Raw genomic sequence first — 16,244 nt, forward strand, 5'->3', positions numbered from 1 at the left:
GCGTTCAGTCAGTTCACAGCAGGGTGCGACCGGCCACCGGCGGCCGGTGGGCTGCCCAGGCGGATGCGCATGATGCGGAAGTTGGGCTCGGCCTTGTCGAAGTCCATGCGGCCCGAGAAGGCATGGTTGAGGTGGTTGGTCGAGACCCACAGACTGCCTTCATGGTCAAACGCCATCGTATCGGGCCAGATCCATTCGGGGCCTTCGGCCACGGTCGTCACGGTCAGGCTGCGGGGGTCGATCCGCTGCACGCGGTTGAGGGTGACGTTGGTGGCGTAAACGGCGCCGTCACGGCCCACTGCGATGCCATCTGAACCACCGCCGATCCGGATCGGACCCGTGACCTGCCGCGCGATGTCTGCGTCGCGCAGTGCGCCATCGCGCAAGTGCCGAGTCTCGACACGGTAGACCGCATCACCCGTGGTGATCGACCAGTACAGGTGTTGGCCGTCCGGGCTGAGCGCGATGCCATTGATGCCGACCTTGAGCGCCACGCCGGGAAGCGCCGGTTCGCCATTGACCTGCAGTGGGCGATCTGGGTCGTCACCGGTAAGTGGCGAGCGGTCGAGCACGCGGCGGGCCGTGCCGGTCTTCAGATCCAGCACGATGATGCCTCCAGCGGCGCCGCCTTCGGCGCGGCTGCCGCTGTCGCTGATGTAAGCCACCTGCCGGCGCTCATCCAGGGCAATGTCGTTCAGGAAGCTCGTGGCGGGATCAGCCACGGCATCGGGCAAGGCGATGCGCCGCAGTTCGCGGCCGCTGTCGAGGTCGAAGACCACCAGCTTTTGGCCCCCTGCCGCGGCACGAGTCTCGCCACCGGTGTAGCCCATGTCCAGCGCCCACAGGCGGTTGTGGCTGTCGATGGTGAAGCCGAGCACGCTGCGCAAGCCTTCGGGCCGTGTGGCGTCGTTGGCCTCCCAGGTCGGGTAAGGCTGCAGCACCGATTGGCCGTTCTTCGACACCACGAGATTGAGTGTGGCCGGCACACGGGGATCCAGGATGCGGGCCACGCTCGCGAACACGCGGCCCTGACGATCGACCTTGATGCCGTAGAGCGGCGCTTTGGTGTAAAGCCGCTCGGCCTCAAAGGCCTCCCGCTGCGCCGACGTGGGGAAGTCCCACTTCGTGCGGGCCCAGGCATGGCGCACTTCCACGCCGGATTGCGCTGCCCCGGCAGGCGCCGCCAGCACTTGGGCGGATGCGCTCAGCAAAGACAAAGCACTGACGGTCGTCCACGCCAACGAGGCGGCGGCCGACGAGATGAGTTGTTTCAGGTTCATGTCGATTCCAATCACCGCGATCCGTGGATGGCGGCGTCCGTGATGAAGATTCAGCGCGCGTGGCTGGCCCGGTAGCGATCCAGCCAATGGGCGTAGGGCGGCGGCAGCACCCAGGCCGCCTGGGCCTGACCCAGCGCCTGCGCGGCGGCATAGGGCCAATGCGGATTGGCGAGGTGCGCCCGCCCCATGAGGGCGAGATCGAGTTGGCCTTGCGCGATGGCGGCTTCCGCCACCGCCGGGTCCTCGAAGCCCCAGGCCGAGGAAACCGGCAGGCCCGCCTCGCGGCGGACCCGTGCCGCGACCGGCCCCAGGAAGCCGGGACCCCAGGGCACCTGCGCCTTTGGCGTGGAGAAGCCAACGCTGACACTGAGCAGGTCCAGACCTCCCGCCTTGAACTGGCGCGACAGCGAGATCGACTCAGCCAAGGTGCGCTCGTCGTCACCGTCGTACTCGATGACGCCAAGCCTTGCCGTCAACGGCAGCCGCTCAGGCCAGATGCCGCGCACCGCACGCAGCGTGTCGAGCAGGAAGCGGCTGCGGTTCTCGAGGCTGCCGCCGTAGGCATCGTCACGCGCGTTGGCATGGGTGGAAAAGAAGCTCTGTCCCAGGTAGCCATGGGCGAAGTGCAACTCCAGCCACTCGAAGCCAGCATCGCGCGCACGGCGTGCGGCGGCCACGAAGTCCAACTGCACACGCTGGATGTCATCGAGATCCATGGCGCGCGGTACGCGGTCCAGATGGCCACCGAATGCAATCGCCGACGGCGAGATCGGCTGCCAGGCGGTGGCATCACCCTCTGGGATGTGGTCGTCGCCCTCCCATGGGCGATGGGCGCTGGCCTTGCGCCCAGCGTGTCCGATCTGGATGCCGGGAACCGCACCGGCGCGCCGGATCGACTGCGCGATGGCAGCCAGGGGCTCGGCTTGGGTGTCGTTCCACAGGCCCAGGCAGGCCGGTGTGATCCGACCCTCGGGTGACACGGCGGTTGCCTCGACGGTCACCAGCCCGGCGCCGCCACGCGCCAGCGTGGCGTAGTGCGTGTGGTGCCAGTCGTTGGCCAGGCCGTCCTGGGCCATGTACTGGCACATGGGCGGCACGCCGATGCGGTTGCGCAAGGTCAACCCCTTGAGCTTCAGCTGTTGGAACAGGGCTGCCACGGTTGCTCTCCAGGTGCGGTTGAGATCGGCAGGCTTCAGCGGCCCGACAGCGCCACCAGCAGCTCTTGCGCCACCAGGTGCGACGACTGCGGGTTCTGCCCGGTGATCAACTGGCCGTCGCGGATCGCAAAGGCTTGCCAGTTGCCCGTGCCCTCGAAGCGCCCACCCAGTTCGCGGAGGCGCGTCTCCAGCATGAAGGGCACCACCTTCTCCAGGCCCACGGCCACTTCCTCGGCGTCGGTGAACGAGTTGACGCGCAGGTCCTTCACGATGGATTGCCCATCGGGACGCTTGGCCGTGACAAGGCCCGCCGCACCATGGCAGACCGAAGCGATCAGCTTCTTGGCCGCAAAGGCGCGCTCGACGGCACGGGTCACGCCAGCGTCGACGGGCAGGTCCCACATCGTGCCATGGCCACCCGGGAAGAACAGGGCATCGAACTCGGCGCCGTCGAAGGCCGAAGCCTTGGGCGTCGCGGCAATGCGCGCCTGCAGGGCGGTATCGGCCAGGAAGCGCTCGACCACCGGGTCGTTCTGGCCAACCGGCTTGACGCTGCCCGGGTCAATGGGTGCGGGGCCGCCGGCCGGCGAAGCCAGCGTCACCTCGACGCCGGCATCGGCCAGCGCGTAGTACGGCACCGCCAACTCTTCAGCCCACAGGCCCGTGGGCTTGCCGGTGTCGCCCATGCGGGCGTTGGAGGTGACGATCATCAGGATGCGCGAAGTCATGGGGTTTCCTTTGGGAGTTGCCGCGCCACCGTGGCGCGATGGGAAGGACTGTATTGATTCGGTCGCATCTCATAAACTGAACCAGTAGAACTTCATTCATTACAGTCTTGAACAAATGACGCGCACCTTCGAGCCCGTGCAACTGGGCAGCATCGAGTTGTTCTGCAAGGCCGCCGAGCTGGGCAGCTTCACCGGTGCGGCCGAGTCGCTGGGCCTGACGCCAGCGTCGGTGAGCCGCTCCATCAGCCGCCTGGAAACGCGCCTGGGGGTGCGTCTGTTCAACCGAACCACGCGCAGCGTGCGGCTCACGCCGGGTGGCGAGCTCTACCACGCCCAGTGCCAGCAAGCGCTGGAGCAGATCGCCGAGGCCGAACGCGCGCTGACCGGACAGCAGGCAGAGCCCAAGGGACTGGTGCGCGTGAGCGTGGGCACCGTGTACGGTCACCACCGCGTGGTGCCGGTGCTGCCCGGTTTCATGTCGGCCTACCCGGGTGTGGAAGTCGAGCTCAACGTCTCCAACCGCAACGTCGACTTCGTCGAGGACGGGTACGACCTGGCCATCCGCCTGGGCGAGCCCAAGGACTCGCGGCTGGTGTCTCGCAAGTTGGAGGAGGCCACCGTCGGCATCTTCGGCTCACCGGCCTACCTGCGCCGGCGGGGCAAACCCAAGACTCTGGACGAGTTGCGCCAGCACGACTTGATCCAGTTCGTGGTGCCCAGCACGGGCCGGCCGATGCCCTGGATCCTGCGCACTCCCGAGGGCGAGGAGCTCGACTTCAGCTTCAAGAGCCGCCAGCGGGTGCACGAAGACGTGCTGGCCGGCGTGGGCTGGGCGGCCGCAGGCGGCGGGCTGTTCCAGATCTACCACTTCGTCGCCCGCGAGGCTGTGAAGGCCGGTCATCTGGTCGAGGTGATGCAGGGCCACGGTGGCCGATCCCGGCCGTTTCATGTGCTCTACCCGCAGAACCGGCACCTGTCGGCCCGGGTGCGTGCTTTTGTGCAGCATCTGGCAGAGGCCGTTGCGCCGTCCACGCGCCGAGCCTGAACTCGACGGTAAAGCTTCAACAGCCCCTGCTCAGCCGCGAGCGGCTCGTGATGGCGCAGGCCTGGTCTTGGGCTACGCCAGCTTGACGATCTCGCAGATCGACGCGGAGGTGCGCCGCTTGAGTGAGGCAGTGAAGCTGGTTCAGGCAAAGCTGCCAATCAGGCAGCGGGATTGATCGTGTGTCGAGCCGGACTTGTCACGATCTCGCTGCCGCAAACCCGCCGTTCATCGGCGCCCTGAGCCAAGATCTTCGCCCGTGTCGGGGAGGACGCCTTATGGCCGAGGCGCGACGACGAGGCACTCCGATTCGTCGCCATAAAGCTGCCGCTCGCCGCCGCGATCGGGCAAGAGTTTGGAGCCCGCCGCGAAGGACAGCAACTGGCCGGGTCGAGCCAAGGCGGGGTTCAAGTTGGCCGCCGCAAACCGGTCACCCAAGACGATCCAGCGAGGGAAATCCTGGGCGGATCTCCAACGGCCGGTGATGGCCGAATGTGTGAGGTCGGGCTGAGTGCCCCAGAGCTGTCGTTGGCGATCAGGCGGAGGTCGCCCTAGGCGACCGTTCAGGCCGAGGAGGGGCTGATGGCTGGGGACGGGAAGAAACTCATCCGAAACACCGCCGCTGAGTTCCTGATCTTCACCGGTCAGGCCAGCGGGCAGGGCGTCGAGGCTCGGCCTGAGGATGAAAGCGTTTGGTTGCCGCAGAAGCTGATGGCCGAGCTATGTGCCCTGGATGTCCGCACCGTCGATGAACACCTGAAAAACATCTACTAGTCTGGCGAGCTGGTGCGCGAGGCAACTCGGCTTAGATTCCGCCCTTGCGTCCCCCTCAATGACTAATCATCCACGGCCTTTTCGTCGGAAACGCCTTCGACCCATCCGCCGCCCTCACCGTCGACGTCGACGGCTTCCCACTACAACACCCGCACCCCGGTCCATGCTTGTGCCGCGTCGCATATTCCGCGCTGGTCATCGGCGCATGGGCCGCGCGTTCGTTGGTGGCATGCGCGCTGCGGGTGGCGCCGTCCATCGTGGCCAGCGTCGGCGCGCTGAGCATGACGCGGTAGGCCTCCGCGCCGCAGTGGGGGCAGGCGCAGGGTTCGTTGCGCGCGCTCATGGGGCGCAGGGCGGAGAAGTCGCCGCAGTCTTCGCAGAAGTATTCGTAGGTCGGCATGGTGGGCTCCCGGTGGCGGTGCCCGCCGCGCGGGCTGCGGCGGCGGGCGGGGCTGGGGTGAAACGGGCTCAGGTCTTGTCGTAGGCGATCGGCATATCGACCGCGCCGGTGATGAACTTGGTCGGCCCTTCGGCGGTGGGGTTGATGTCGAAGTCGAAGATCTCGGTGGGCAGCCACAGCGTGGCGCAGGCGTTGGGGATGTCGACCACGCCGCTGATATGACCCTGCACCGGCGCGGTGCCGAGGATGGAGTAGGCCTGGGCGCCGGAGTAGCCGAACTTCTTCAGGTACTCGATGGCGTTGAGGCAGGCCTGGCGGTAGGCGACGTGCACGTCCAGGTAGTGCTGCTTGCCCTGCTCGTCGACCGAGATGCCTTCGAAGATCACGTAGTCCTTGAACTGCGGGGTGATCGGGCTGGGCTTGAAGATCGGGTTCTTGATGCCGTACTTGGCCATGCCGCCCTTGATCAGGCTGACCTTCATGTGCACCCAGCCGGCCATCTCGATGGCGCCGCAGAAGGTGATTTCGCCGTCGCCCTGGGAGAAGTGCAGGTCGCCCACGGACAGGCCGGCGCCCTTCACATACACCGGGAAGAACACGCGCGAGCCGCGCGACAAGTCCTTGATGTCGCAGTTGCCGCCGTGTTCGCGCGGCGGCACGGTGCGGGCGCCTTCGGCGGCGGCCTTGTCGCGCGCTTCGCCCTGCAGCTTGCCGAGGTGGGCGGTGGGGGCGCAGGGCGGGTTGGCCAGCGGCGGTACGCGGTCGGGCTGGGTGGCGATGAAGTCCACCTCGCGCTCGTTCCACATGTCGAGCATCTTCTGGTCGGGCAGGCAGCCGATCAGGCCGGGGTGGATGAGGCCGGGGAAGCGCACGCCGGGGATGTGGCGGCTCTTGGTGAACATGCCCTCGAAGTCCCAGATCGACTTCTGCGCATGCGGGAAGTGCTCGGTGAGGAAGCCGCCGCCGTTGTTCTTCGAGAAGAAGCCGTTGAAGCCCCACAGGCTGTCGTCCTTGGCGCCGATGTCGAGCAGGTCGACCACCAGCAGGTCGCCGGGCTCGGCGCCTTCGACGCCGACCGGGCCGGACAGGAAGTGCACGGTGGACAGGTCCACGTCGCGCACGTCGGAGGCGTCGTCGTCGTTCTTGATGGCGCCGCCGGTCCAGTCGTAGGTCTCGAGGACGAAGTCGTCGCCGGGCTTCACCCAGCACGCCATCGGGATGTCCGGGTGCCAGCGGTTGTGCACCATCTCGTTCTCGTACGGGGACTGCTTCAGGTCGACCTTGATCAGCGTTTCAGGCATGGCACACCTCTTTTTGGTGGGTTACACGGAGAGGAACTGCTTGATGTGGGCTTCGTCGGTGTCGGCGCGCGCGCTTTCATGGACGAGGCGTCCGCCTTCGATGACGAACAGGCGGTCGGCCACGTCCATCGCGAAGGAAAGGACCTGTTCGGACACGACGATGGTGATCTTGCGGATCTTGCGGATCTCGTTGAGCGCCTTCGCGATGTCCTTGATGATCGAGGGCTGGATGCCCTCGGTGGGTTCGTCGAGCAGCAGCACCTTGGGGTCGGTGACGAGCGCGCGGGCGATCGCCAGCTGCTGCTGCTGGCCGCCGGAGAGGTTGCCGCCCTTGCGCCGGCGCATGTCCCACAGCACCGGGAACAGCGCATAGATCTCGTCGGGCACCTTCTTGACCTTGGCGTTCTCCAGGCCGGTGTGGATGTTCTCCTCGACGGTGAGGGTGGGGAAGATCATCCGCCCCTGCGGCACGTAGGCGATGCCCTTTGCCACGCGGCGAAAGCTCTCGTCCTTGCCGACTTCCTGGCCGTCGACCTCGACGCTGCCGGACTTGAGCGGCAGCACGCCCATCAGCGACTTGAACAGCGTGGTCTTGCCCATGCCGTTGCGGCCCATGATGGCGACGGCTTCATTGCGTTCGGCGGCGAACGAGATGCCGTGCAGCGCCTCGCTCTGGCCGTAGTTCACGACGAGGTTGGATACCTTGAGCATGGTGTTCTCCGAGGAGGTTCAGTTGCCTGGGCTCAGTGGCCTAGATAGACGTCGATGACCTTGGGATCGGACTGGACCTTGTCCATCGAGCCTTCGGCGAGGATCTTTCCCTGGTGCATCACCGTGACCTTGTGGGCGATGCGGGCGACGAAATCCATGTCGTGCTCGATGACGATCACCGACCGGTTCTGGCAGATGCGCTTGAGCAGGTCGGCGGTCAGTTCGCGCTCGCGTGCGCTCATGCCGGCGATGGGCTCGTCGAGCATCAGCAGCTCGGGGTCCTGCATCAGCAGCATGCCGATCTCCAGCCACTGCTTCTGGCCGTGCGACAGCAGGCCGGCCTCGAGGTCGAGGCGGTCGGCGAGGCCGATCATTCCGGCGACCTCATCGACCTTGCCCTGCACGGCGTCGTCGCACTTGAAGCCGAGCGCGCCGAAGACGCCGCGACCGCGCGGGAAGGACACCTCCAGGTTCTTGAACACGCTGAGGTTTTCGTAGATGGACGGGGTCTGGAACTTCCGCCCGATGCCGGCGCGCACGATCATGTGCTCGGGCAGCCGGGTCATCTCCTGGTTCTTGAACTTGATGCTGCCGGCCGAGGCCTTGGTCTTGCCGCAGATGAGGTCGAGCAGGGTGGTCTTGCCGGCGCCGTTGGGGCCGATGACCACGCGCAACTCGCCGCGATCGACGTAGAGGTTGAGGCTGTCGATGGCCTTGAAGCCGTCGAAGGAGACCGTCAGGTCTTCCACGGCGAGGACGAAGTCGGTGTTGCTCATGATGTGGGTCTCCCTGTTCCGTCAGGCCGACTGGCTGCTGACCTTGGCGCCGAGGCCGGGACCGCTGGCCGGGGCGGCGGGCGTGGCGGTGGCGACCGCGGCCGGCTTGTGGGCGGGCGCGGGTTCGGCCGTCGGGGCCGGCGGCTCGCCGCCGGTGCCGGCCGGCGCGGGCGCCTGCTTGCGGCGCGCCAGCCAGGGCTTGACGTGGCTCTCGTAGAGGCCGGCCAGGCCGTTGGGGAAGGCCATGACCACGCCGATGAAGAGCGCCGCCATCAGGAACAGCCACAGGTCGGGGAAGGTCTCGGAGAAGTAGGTCTTGCCGAAATTGACCAGCAGCGCGCCATACACCGCGCCCACCAGGCTCATGCGCCCGCCCACCGCGGCGAAGATCACCATCTCGATCGAGGGCACGATGCCGACGAAGGACGGCGACATGAAGCCGACCTGCAGCGTGAACATCGCGCCGCCGATGGCCGACAGCGCGGCCGCCAGGCAGAAGGCGAAGACCTTGAACATCGACACGTCGTAGCCCGAGAAGCGCACGCGGTCTTCCTTGTCGCGCATGGCCAGCAGCAGGGTGCCGAGCTTGCTGAGCTGGATCCAGCGGCACAGCAGGATGGCGCCGAGCAGCAGGGCGGCGGTGAGGAAGTACAGCAGCGTCTTGGCTTCGTCGGTGCGGATGTCCCAGCCCATCAGCGTCTTGAGATCGGTCATGCCGTTGACGCCGCCGGTGTAGCCCTGCTGGCCGATGATGAGCACGGTCAGGATCAGCGCCACCGCCTGGGTGATGATGGCGAAATACACCCCGCCGACGCGGCGCTTGAACATCGCGTAGCTGATGACGAAGGCCAGCAGCACCGGCACCGCGACCACCGCGAACAGCGTGAAGCCGAAGGAGTTGAACGGCTCCCACCACCACGGCAGCGCGGTGAGCTGGTTCCAGTCCATGAAGTCGGGGATGCCCGGGGTGGATTGGATCTTCGTGCTCTCGGGGTCGGAGGCCTCGAGCTTCAGGAACATGGCCATGGCGTAGCCGCCGAGGCCGAAGAACACGCCCTGGCCCAGGCTCAGCACGCCGCCGTAGCCCCACAGCATGACGAGGCCGATGGCGACGAATCCGTAGGTGAGGTACTTGCCCACCAGGTTCAGGCGGAAGGTGTCCATCGCCAGCGGGAACACCACCAGCAGCAGGACGGCGAGGATCGCGACGCTGGCGAGGCCGCTGCGTCCCAGCCAGGATTTGAGTGCATCCATGATCAATCTCCGGTCTTGGATTCGGGGTTCGGTCGGGTGTGGGCCTACCATCGGGCGGCGTTCAGCGACGCACCTTGGAGGCGAACAGGCCTTGCGGGCGCAGCATCAGGATGGTCACGATCAGCAGCAGGGTGAGCACCTTGGCCATCGAGCCGGACAGGAAGAACTCGGAGATCGACTGCGTCTGCGCGATGCCGAAGGCCGAGACCACCGTGCCCCACAGGCTGGCCGCGCCGCCGAAGGTCACCACCAGGAAGGCGTCGACGATGTAGAGCGAGCCGCTGGTCGGGCCGGTCGAGCCGATGGTGGTGAAGGCCGCCCCGGCCACGCCGGCGATGCCGCAGCCGATGGCGAAGGTGACGCGGTCGGTGCGCGTGGTGTTGATGCCGATGGCGTTGGCCATGCTGCGGTTGGCGACCGTGGCGCGAACGCGCAGGCCCCAGCGCGACTTGTAGAGCGCGAGCAGCACGCCGCCGGTGACGACGATGGTCAGCCCGAGCACGAACATGCCGTTGATCGGGATGTCGAGGCCCTCGGCCGGCGACCACGAGCCCATCAGCCAGTCGGGCAGGGTGGGGCTGACTTCCTTCGGCCCGATGATGGTGCGGAAGGCCTGCTGCATGGCCAGCGACAGCCCCCAGGTGGCGAGCAGGGTGTCGAGCGGGCGCTTGTACAGGTGCCGGATCAGCGCCCATTCCGCCAGCCAGCCGAAGGCGAAGGCGACGAGGAAGGCGCACACGATGGCGAACGGGAAGTAGGCCTGGAGCAGGCCCGGGGCGTAGCTCTCGGTTAGGCTCGAGAGCAGGAAGATGGTGTAGGCGCCGATGGTCATGAACTCGCCATGCGCCATGTTGATGACGCCCATCTGGCCGAAGATGATCGCCAGGCCGAGCCCCATCAGCAGCAGCACCGCGAACAGGCTCAGGCCGGCAAAACCCTGCATCAGGGTGATGTTGTAGATTTCCTCGAACGACATGACGGACCTCCGGAGGGGTGGGCGGAAGGCGGCTGTGAACAGCCGGAAACCGCCGCGGCCTGCGCCGCGGCGGCCGCTTGGCTTACTGGTAGCCCTTGGGGAAGGGATCCGGCTCGATCAGCTCGGGCGACTCGGCCACCACCTTGAAGGTGCCGTCGGCCTGGCCCTGGGCGATGCGGGCCTTGCTGTAGAGGTGGTGGTTCGCGTGGATCTTCACGTAGCCCTCGGGCGCGGTCGGCAGCTCGATGCCCGGCGAGGCGGCGACCACCTTGTCCACATCGAAGCTGCCCGCCTTCTCGACCGCCGCCTTCCACAGCCAGGGGCCGAGGTAGGCCGCCTGGGTGACGTCGCCGATGACCGACTTGGGTCCGTAGGCCGCCTTGAAGGCTTCGACGAAGGCCTTGTTGTTGGGGTTGTCGAGGGTCTGGAAGTACTTCATCGAGGAGTAGAAGCCCTCGAAGTTCTCGCCGCCGATGCCCAGCATCTCGTCCTCGGTCACCGACAGCGTGAGCAGGAACTGCTTGGCGCCGGTGATGCCGGCGGCCTTCAACTGCTTGTAGAAGGCCACGTTCGAGCCGCCGACCACGGCCGCGAAGATGCAGTCGGGCTTGGCGATCTTGATCTTGTTGATCAGCGAGTTGAAGTTGGTGTTGCCGAGCGGGTAGTACTCCTCGCCGACGACCTTGCCGCCCTGGAAGTTCTCGATGTGCTTGCGCGCGATCTTCATCGAGGTGCGCGGCCAGATGTAGTCCGAGCCCACCAGGAAGACCTTCTGCGCGCCCTTCTCCTTCTTCGCCCAGTCCAGGCCGTAGAGGATCTGCTGGGTGGCTTCCTGGCCGGTGTAGATGACGTTCTTCGACTGCTCCAGGCCTTCGTAGAAGGTCGGGTAGTAGAGCAGGCCGTTTTCCTTCTCGAAGATCGGCAGCACCGCCTTGCGCGAGGCCGAGGTCCAGCAGCCGAACACGGTGGCGACCTTGTCATTGACCAGCAGCTTGCGCGACTTCTCGGCGAAGGTCGGCCAGTCGGAGGCGCCGTCTTCCTTGATGACGCGGATCTTGCGGCCGAGGATGCCGCCCATGGCGTTGATCTGGTCGATGGCGAGCTGTTCGGCCTGGATCGAGCCGGTCTCGGAGATGGCCATGGTGCCGGTGGCCGAGTGCAGCTGGCCGACCACGACCTCGGTGTCGGTGACGGCGAGGCCGGTGGTGTTGACCTGGGCGGTGGGCAGCGCGGCGGCGTGGCCCATGCGGGACATCGCCAGCGCGAGCGGGAGGGCGGCGGCGCCGAGCATGAACGTGCGGCGCGAGGACGAAGGCAGGTGCTTGTCGGACATGGATCGCTCCTTGATGAGTGGGCTGCAACACGGATCTGGCGAGGCGGCGGGCCGGTCGGGCTGAATTCGCTGTCGTCTCGTTGCGGTGCACAAGCTATCCATCAGCGGCGAAACCGCGAATACGTCAAACGACGTATGGGGATGCGCAGGGGGTTTGCTTATCGTCTTGTGCGGCGCACAAGATGCGCCGTGGAAAGGCACGCCCGTTGTCGGCCGTGGTGCATGAGGGCGCGCGCGCGCCCCGAAACGGTGCGCACTCGGCAGCGGGCGGCGCGCGGATGGGGCAGGCACGGGCCGCGAATGCACCGCGATGGGTGGGAACGCTTCTTGCTGAAGCACCAGGATCGATCCTGACCGTCCTTCAACGCCCCCTGCCGTGACCGCCCCCGCCACCCAGCGCATCATTCACATCCGCCGCGAGTACAACAGCTGGGTCGCCGACGAGACGCTGGAGGACTACGCGCTGCGCTACGCGCCGCGCAGCTTCCGCAAGTGGTCGTTCTCGCGCATCGCCCACACCGCGCTCGGCGCGGTGTCCTTCCTGGCGATGGAGGCGATCGGCGGCACCATCGCGCTGAACTGGGGCTTCACCAACGCGGTGTGGGCGATCGGCCTGGTCGCGCTGGTGATCTTCCTCACCGGCCTGCCGATCAGCTACTACGCCGCGCGCGAGGCGGTGGACATGGACCTGCTCACGCGCGGCGCCGGCTTCGGCTATATCGGTTCGACCATCACTTCGCTGATCTACGCCTCCTTCACCTTCATCTTCTTCGCCATCGAGGCGGCGATCATGGCGCTCGCGCTCGAGCTCTGGTTCGGGCTGCCGCTGCAGTGGGGCTACCTGCTCAGTTCGCTTGCGGTGATCCCGCTGGTGACCCACGGCATCACCTGGATCAGCCGCCTGCAGGCGTGGACCCAGCCGGTGTTCGTGGTGCTGCTGCTGACGCCCTTCCTCGTCGTGCTGCTGCGCGAGCCGGAGCTCTACGCCGCCTTCACCGAGTTCGGTGGCCGCCACGGCAACGAGTTCGACTGGCTGGCGGTGGGGGCGGGGTGCACGGTGGCCTTCGCGCTGATCGCGCAGATCGGCGAGCAGGTGGACTTCCTGCGCTTCCTGCCGCCGGCGGGCAAGCGCAACCGCGGGCGCTGGTGGGCCTCGGTGGTGGCGGCGGGGCCGGGGTGGATCATCCCCGGCGCGCTCAAGATGGTGGGCGGCGCCTTCCTCGCCTTCCTCGCGCTGCAGGCGATGGTGCCGCCGGAGAAGGCCTTGCAGCCCACGCAGATGTACCTCGCCGGCTTCCAGCACGTGGTCGACGATCCGCGCGCGGCGATCGCGCTGGCCTGCATCTTCGTCATCATCTGCCAGGTGAAGATCAACGTGACCAACGCCTACGCCGGCTCGCTGGCGTGGTCCAACTTCTTCTCGCGCCTCACCCACAGCCATCCGGGGCGGGTGGTGTGGTTGATCTTCAATGTGCTCATCGCGCTCATGCTGATGCTGCTCGGCGTGTTCGAGGCGCTGGAGCACGTGCTCAGCGTGTATGCCAACGTGGCGGTGGCGTGGATCGGCGCGGTGGTGGCCGACCTGGTGGTGAACAAGCCGCTCGGCCTGTCGCCGCGCCACATCGAGTTCAAGCGCGCCTACCTCTACGACGTCAATCCGGTGGGGGTGGGGGCGATGCTGGCGGGCTCGGTGCTGGGCATCGTCGCCTTCGGCGGCCACCTCGGGCCGGCGGCGCAGGCCTTCGCGCCCTTCATCTCGCTGCTCACCGCCTTTGCGCTGGCGCCGCTGATCGCGTGGGGCACGCGTGGCCGCTTCTATCTGGCGCGGCCGCGCGAGACGCAGTGGCGCGTGGCCGAGCCGCTGCGCTGCGTGGTGTGCGAGAACCACTTCGAGGCCGAGGACATGGCGCAGTGTCCGGCCTACGGCGGTGCGATCTGCTCGCTGTGCTGCACGCTGGAGGCGCGCTGCCGCGACCGCTGCAAGCCCGACGCCGGTCTGCTCGCCCGCCTCGCCCCCCTGCTGGCGGGCTGGATGCCGTCATCGATGTCGGCGCGGGTGGCGCGCCGCGTCAGCCAGTTCGTCACCGTGTTCCTGGTGAGCAGCGTGGTGATCGCCTCGGTCGTGGGCCTGGTGTACCAGCAGGAACTGCTGGCGGCGCAGGCGGGCGAGACGAATCTGGGGCTGGCCTTCCTGCGCATCTTCGCCGTGCTCGCGCTGCTGGCGGCGGTGGGGGTGTGGTGGCTGGTGCTCGCCAACGAGAGCCGGCGGGTGGCGCAGGAGGAGTCCGAGCGCCAGAACCAGCTGCTGCTGCGCGAGATCGAGGCCCACCGCGACACCGACGCCAAGCTGCAGCAGGCCAAGGAGGACGCCGAGGCCGCCAACGCAGCCAAGAGCCGCTACGTGCGCGGCATCAGCCACGAGCTGCGCACGCCGCTCAACACCATCCTCGGCTATTCGCAGATCATGCTGCGCGACACCGACCTGCCGCGGCGCCGGCGCGAGGCGATCTCCACCATCCAGCGCAGCGGCGAACACCTGCTGGCGCTCATCGACGGCCTGCTCGACATCGCCAGCATCGAGGCCGGGCGCCTGCAGTTCAACCGCCAGGAGTTCCGCTTCGGCGAATTCCTCGCCCACGTCGAGAAGATGATCCGGCTCGAGGCCGGGCGGAAGGGGCTCGATTTCCGCACCGAGTTCGCCGGGCGCATGCCCGAGGTGGTGCAGGGCGACACCAGCCGGCTGCGCCAGATCCTGATCAACCTGCTCGCCAACGCGGTGCGCTACACCGAGCGCGGCGAGGTGGTGCTGAAGATCACCTACCAGAGCGAGATCGCGGTGTTCGAGATCCGCGACACCGGCTGCGGCATCCCGGAGGCCGACCTGGAGCGCATCTTCGAGCCCTTCGAGCGCGGCACCGGCAACCAGCCGCCGAGCGCGCCCGGCACCGGACTGGGGCTCACCATCACGCGCCTGCTGATCCAGCTTGCCGGCGGCCAGCTCACCGTCAACAGCACGCCGGGGCGCGGCAGCGTGTTCCGCGTCAAGCTGCATCTGCCGCGGGTGGCGCATCCGCGGGTGGCGACGCGGCCGGAACGCGAGATCCGCGGCTACTTCGGCCCACGCCGCAAGCTGCTGGTCGTCGACGACCAGCCGGCGCAGAGCCACCTGATCGCCGACATGCTGCGTCCGCGCGGCTTCCTGGTCGAGGAGTGCGAGCGTCCGGACGAGGCGCTGCGGCAGGTCGAGGCGTTTGCGCCCGACATCGTGTTCCTCGACGTGTCGATGCCGGTGACCGACGGCTGGACGCTGAGCCGCCAGCTGCGCGACGCCGGCTATGGCGGACCGATCGTCATGGTCTCGGCCAACGCCTACGAGAACCTGCCGGGCCGGCGCAAGGCGGCCGGCTGCAACGACTTCATCGTCAAGCCGGTGCTGGAGACCGAGCTCTTCGCGCGCCTCAGCACCTGGCTGGGGCTGGCGTGGATCTATGCGGAGAACGACGAAGCGGCGCCCGCCGACGCGCCAGTGGGTGAGGCGAGGGGCGTGCGCGAGCTTGCACCGACCGCGTTGCCGCAGACCCGGGGCGCCGACGACCCTTCGTCGCCCCGCCCCATGCCGCCCAGCCTCATGTCGCCCGCGCCGGCGGCGCTTTCCGCCCTGCCCGCAACCATCCGCGCCGAGCTGCGCGAGTTCGCCGATCTCGGTCACCTGCAGGGCCTGTTGCGTCGTCTCGACGAACTCGAAGCCCTCCACCCCGAACGCCGCGCCGTGCTGGAAACCCTGCGCGCGCTGACCCTGGAGCTGCGCTTCGACACCCTCATCCACACGCTCGATGGAGTCGCCGATGACTGTCCACACACCGTCGCCTCGTGAGCGCGAAGTCATCCTGCTGATCGACGACGCGCCGGACACGGTGCGCATGATCGCCGAGGCCCTCGACGCGGCCGGCTACACCGTGCTGGTCGCCACCGACGGCGCCACCGCGCTCAAGCGTCTGGAGCGCATCACCCCGGACGCCGTGCTGCTCGACGCCTGCATGCCGGGCATGGATGGCTTCGAGACCTGCCGCCGGCTCAAGCAGGCGCCGGGCATGCACACCGTGCCGGTGATCTTCATGACCGGGCTGGCGGAGACCGAGCGCCTGGTCGAGGGCCTGTCCGCTGGGGGCATCGACTACCTGGTCAAGCCGGTCGTCCCCGACGAGCTGGTGGCGCGGCTGCGGGCGCACCTGCGGGTGGCGCGAGACATGAACGCGGCGATGCGCGCGCGCGGCGAGGAGGCAGAGCCCGCCGTGGCGCAGCTGCCCAATCCGCTGACGCAGCGCGAGATGGACGTGCTGGAGTGGGTCGCGCGGGGCAAGACCAACCGCGACGTGGCCGAGATCCTCGGCATGAGCCCGCGCACGGTGAACAAGCACCTCGAGCACATCTACGAGAAGCTCGGCGTGGAGACGCGCACCGCGGCGGTGGCCCAGTTCGGACGGCTCGCCCGCCCCTGAGCGGCCGCCCGAG

General features: G+C 67.6%; 14 protein-coding genes. 4 read left to right on the forward strand and 10 right to left on the reverse strand.

Annotated elements, in window-relative coordinates:
• Positions 1-8: 8 nt before the first annotated feature.
• From AAG895_RS02330 to AAG895_RS02340, 3 genes are read right to left on the reverse strand one after another with little or no spacing between them, the layout of a single operon-like run.
• The gene (locus tag AAG895_RS02330; RefSeq protein ID WP_345793958.1) at positions 9-1,280 is read right to left on the reverse strand and encodes an L-dopachrome tautomerase-related protein; all 1,272 of its coding nucleotides are present in this window, start codon (positions 1,278-1,280) and stop codon (positions 9-11) included.
• Between the two features lie 50 nt (positions 1,281-1,330).
• Positions 1,331-2,437, reverse strand: a complete 1,107-nt coding sequence (locus tag AAG895_RS02335; RefSeq protein WP_345793959.1) for an NADH:flavin oxidoreductase/NADH oxidase — start codon at positions 2,435-2,437, stop codon at positions 1,331-1,333.
• 35 nt (positions 2,438-2,472) lie between these two features.
• Positions 2,473-3,165, reverse strand: a complete 693-nt coding sequence (locus AAG895_RS02340) for a type 1 glutamine amidotransferase domain-containing protein (protein ID WP_345793960.1) — start codon at positions 3,163-3,165, stop codon at positions 2,473-2,475.
• Positions 3,166-3,280: 115 nt separating this feature from the next.
• Between AAG895_RS02340 and AAG895_RS02345 the strand changes: the two genes are divergently transcribed.
• Positions 3,281-4,210, forward strand: coding sequence for a LysR family transcriptional regulator (locus AAG895_RS02345; protein WP_345793961.1), 930 nt, complete (start codon positions 3,281-3,283; stop codon positions 4,208-4,210).
• A gap of 579 nt (positions 4,211-4,789) precedes the next feature.
• Positions 4,790-4,981 carry a hypothetical protein gene (locus AAG895_RS02350; RefSeq protein ID WP_345793962.1) on the forward strand — a complete coding sequence of 64 codons (192 nt, stop codon included), beginning with the start codon at positions 4,790-4,792 and terminating at the stop codon, positions 4,979-4,981.
• 55 nt (positions 4,982-5,036) lie between these two features.
• Here AAG895_RS02350 and AAG895_RS02355 read toward each other — a convergent pair whose 3' ends face one another.
• The 7 genes from AAG895_RS02355 to urtA form a co-directional block, all read right to left on the reverse strand.
• Positions 5,037-5,381 (reverse strand): zinc ribbon domain-containing protein, encoded by a 345-nt coding sequence (locus tag AAG895_RS02355; RefSeq protein ID WP_345793963.1) that lies wholly within the window; start codon positions 5,379-5,381, stop codon positions 5,037-5,039.
• 68 nt (positions 5,382-5,449) lie between these two features.
• Complete coding sequence (gene fmdA, locus AAG895_RS02360) at positions 5,450-6,682, reverse strand: formamidase (protein WP_345793964.1); 1,233 nt, start codon at positions 6,680-6,682, stop codon at positions 5,450-5,452.
• 21 nt (positions 6,683-6,703) lie between these two features.
• Positions 6,704-7,393 carry an urea ABC transporter ATP-binding subunit UrtE gene (urtE, locus tag AAG895_RS02365; RefSeq protein ID WP_345793965.1) on the reverse strand — a complete coding sequence of 230 codons (690 nt, stop codon included), beginning with the start codon at positions 7,391-7,393 and terminating at the stop codon, positions 6,704-6,706.
• Between the two features lie 32 nt (positions 7,394-7,425).
• Positions 7,426-8,169 carry an urea ABC transporter ATP-binding protein UrtD gene (gene urtD, locus AAG895_RS02370; protein WP_345793966.1) on the reverse strand — a complete coding sequence of 248 codons (744 nt, stop codon included), beginning with the start codon at positions 8,167-8,169 and terminating at the stop codon, positions 7,426-7,428.
• A gap of 21 nt (positions 8,170-8,190) precedes the next feature.
• On the reverse strand, positions 8,191-9,423 hold the full coding sequence (gene urtC / locus AAG895_RS02375; protein ID WP_345793967.1) for an urea ABC transporter permease subunit UrtC: 1,233 nt from the start codon (positions 9,421-9,423) through the stop codon (positions 8,191-8,193).
• Positions 9,424-9,484: 61 nt separating this feature from the next.
• Entirely contained in the window at positions 9,485-10,399 is a 915-nt protein-coding gene (urtB, locus tag AAG895_RS02380; protein ID WP_345793968.1) for an urea ABC transporter permease subunit UrtB, read from the reverse strand.
• Between the two features lie 82 nt (positions 10,400-10,481).
• Positions 10,482-11,732 carry an urea ABC transporter substrate-binding protein gene (gene urtA / locus AAG895_RS02385; protein WP_345793969.1) on the reverse strand — a complete coding sequence of 417 codons (1,251 nt, stop codon included), beginning with the start codon at positions 11,730-11,732 and terminating at the stop codon, positions 10,482-10,484.
• Between the two features lie 376 nt (positions 11,733-12,108).
• Here urtA and AAG895_RS02390 point away from each other — a divergent pair, with 376 nt between their 5' ends.
• On the forward strand, positions 12,109-15,606 hold the full coding sequence (locus AAG895_RS02390) for an ATP-binding protein (protein ID WP_345793970.1): 3,498 nt from the start codon (positions 12,109-12,111) through the stop codon (positions 15,604-15,606).
• Positions 15,578-16,231: a DNA-binding response regulator gene (locus tag AAG895_RS02395; RefSeq protein ID WP_345793971.1), complete on the forward strand. Its 654-nt coding sequence runs from the start codon at positions 15,578-15,580 to the stop codon at positions 16,229-16,231. The genes AAG895_RS02390 and AAG895_RS02395 overlap by 29 nt, the downstream gene beginning before the upstream one ends.
• The last annotated feature ends 13 nt before the right edge of the window (positions 16,232-16,244 follow it).

The organism is Thauera sp. JM12B12, assembly GCF_039614725.1.
Lineage (GTDB): Bacteria > Pseudomonadota > Gammaproteobacteria > Burkholderiales > Rhodocyclaceae > Thauera.

What these genes read in the sequence shown, in the direction of transcription:
- AAG895_RS02330 (WP_345793958.1), bottom strand. Translation starts at nt 1,280, where the DNA reads ATGAACCTGAAACAACTCATCTCGTCGGCCGCCGCCTCGTTGGCGTGG.
- AAG895_RS02340 (WP_345793960.1), bottom strand. Translation starts at nt 3,165, where the DNA reads ATGACTTCGCGCATCCTGATGATCGTCACCTCCAACGCCCGCATGGGC.
- AAG895_RS02345 (WP_345793961.1), top strand. Translation starts at nt 3,281, where the DNA reads ATGACGCGCACCTTCGAGCCCGTGCAACTGGGCAGCATCGAGTTGTTC.
- AAG895_RS02350 (WP_345793962.1), top strand. Translation starts at nt 4,790, where the DNA reads ATGGCTGGGGACGGGAAGAAACTCATCCGAAACACCGCCGCTGAGTTC.
- AAG895_RS02355 (WP_345793963.1), bottom strand. Translation starts at nt 5,381, where the DNA reads ATGCCGACCTACGAATACTTCTGCGAAGACTGCGGCGACTTCTCCGCC.
- fmdA (WP_345793964.1), bottom strand. Translation starts at nt 6,682, where the DNA reads ATGCCTGAAACGCTGATCAAGGTCGACCTGAAGCAGTCCCCGTACGAG.
- urtE (WP_345793965.1), bottom strand. Translation starts at nt 7,393, where the DNA reads ATGCTCAAGGTATCCAACCTCGTCGTGAACTACGGCCAGAGCGAGGCG.
- urtD (WP_345793966.1), bottom strand. Translation starts at nt 8,169, where the DNA reads ATGAGCAACACCGACTTCGTCCTCGCCGTGGAAGACCTGACGGTCTCC.
- urtC (WP_345793967.1), bottom strand. Translation starts at nt 9,423, where the DNA reads ATGGATGCACTCAAATCCTGGCTGGGACGCAGCGGCCTCGCCAGCGTC.
- urtB (WP_345793968.1), bottom strand. Translation starts at nt 10,399, where the DNA reads ATGTCGTTCGAGGAAATCTACAACATCACCCTGATGCAGGGTTTTGCC.
- urtA (WP_345793969.1), bottom strand. Translation starts at nt 11,732, where the DNA reads ATGTCCGACAAGCACCTGCCTTCGTCCTCGCGCCGCACGTTCATGCTC.
- AAG895_RS02395 (WP_345793971.1), top strand. Translation starts at nt 15,578, where the DNA reads ATGACTGTCCACACACCGTCGCCTCGTGAGCGCGAAGTCATCCTGCTG.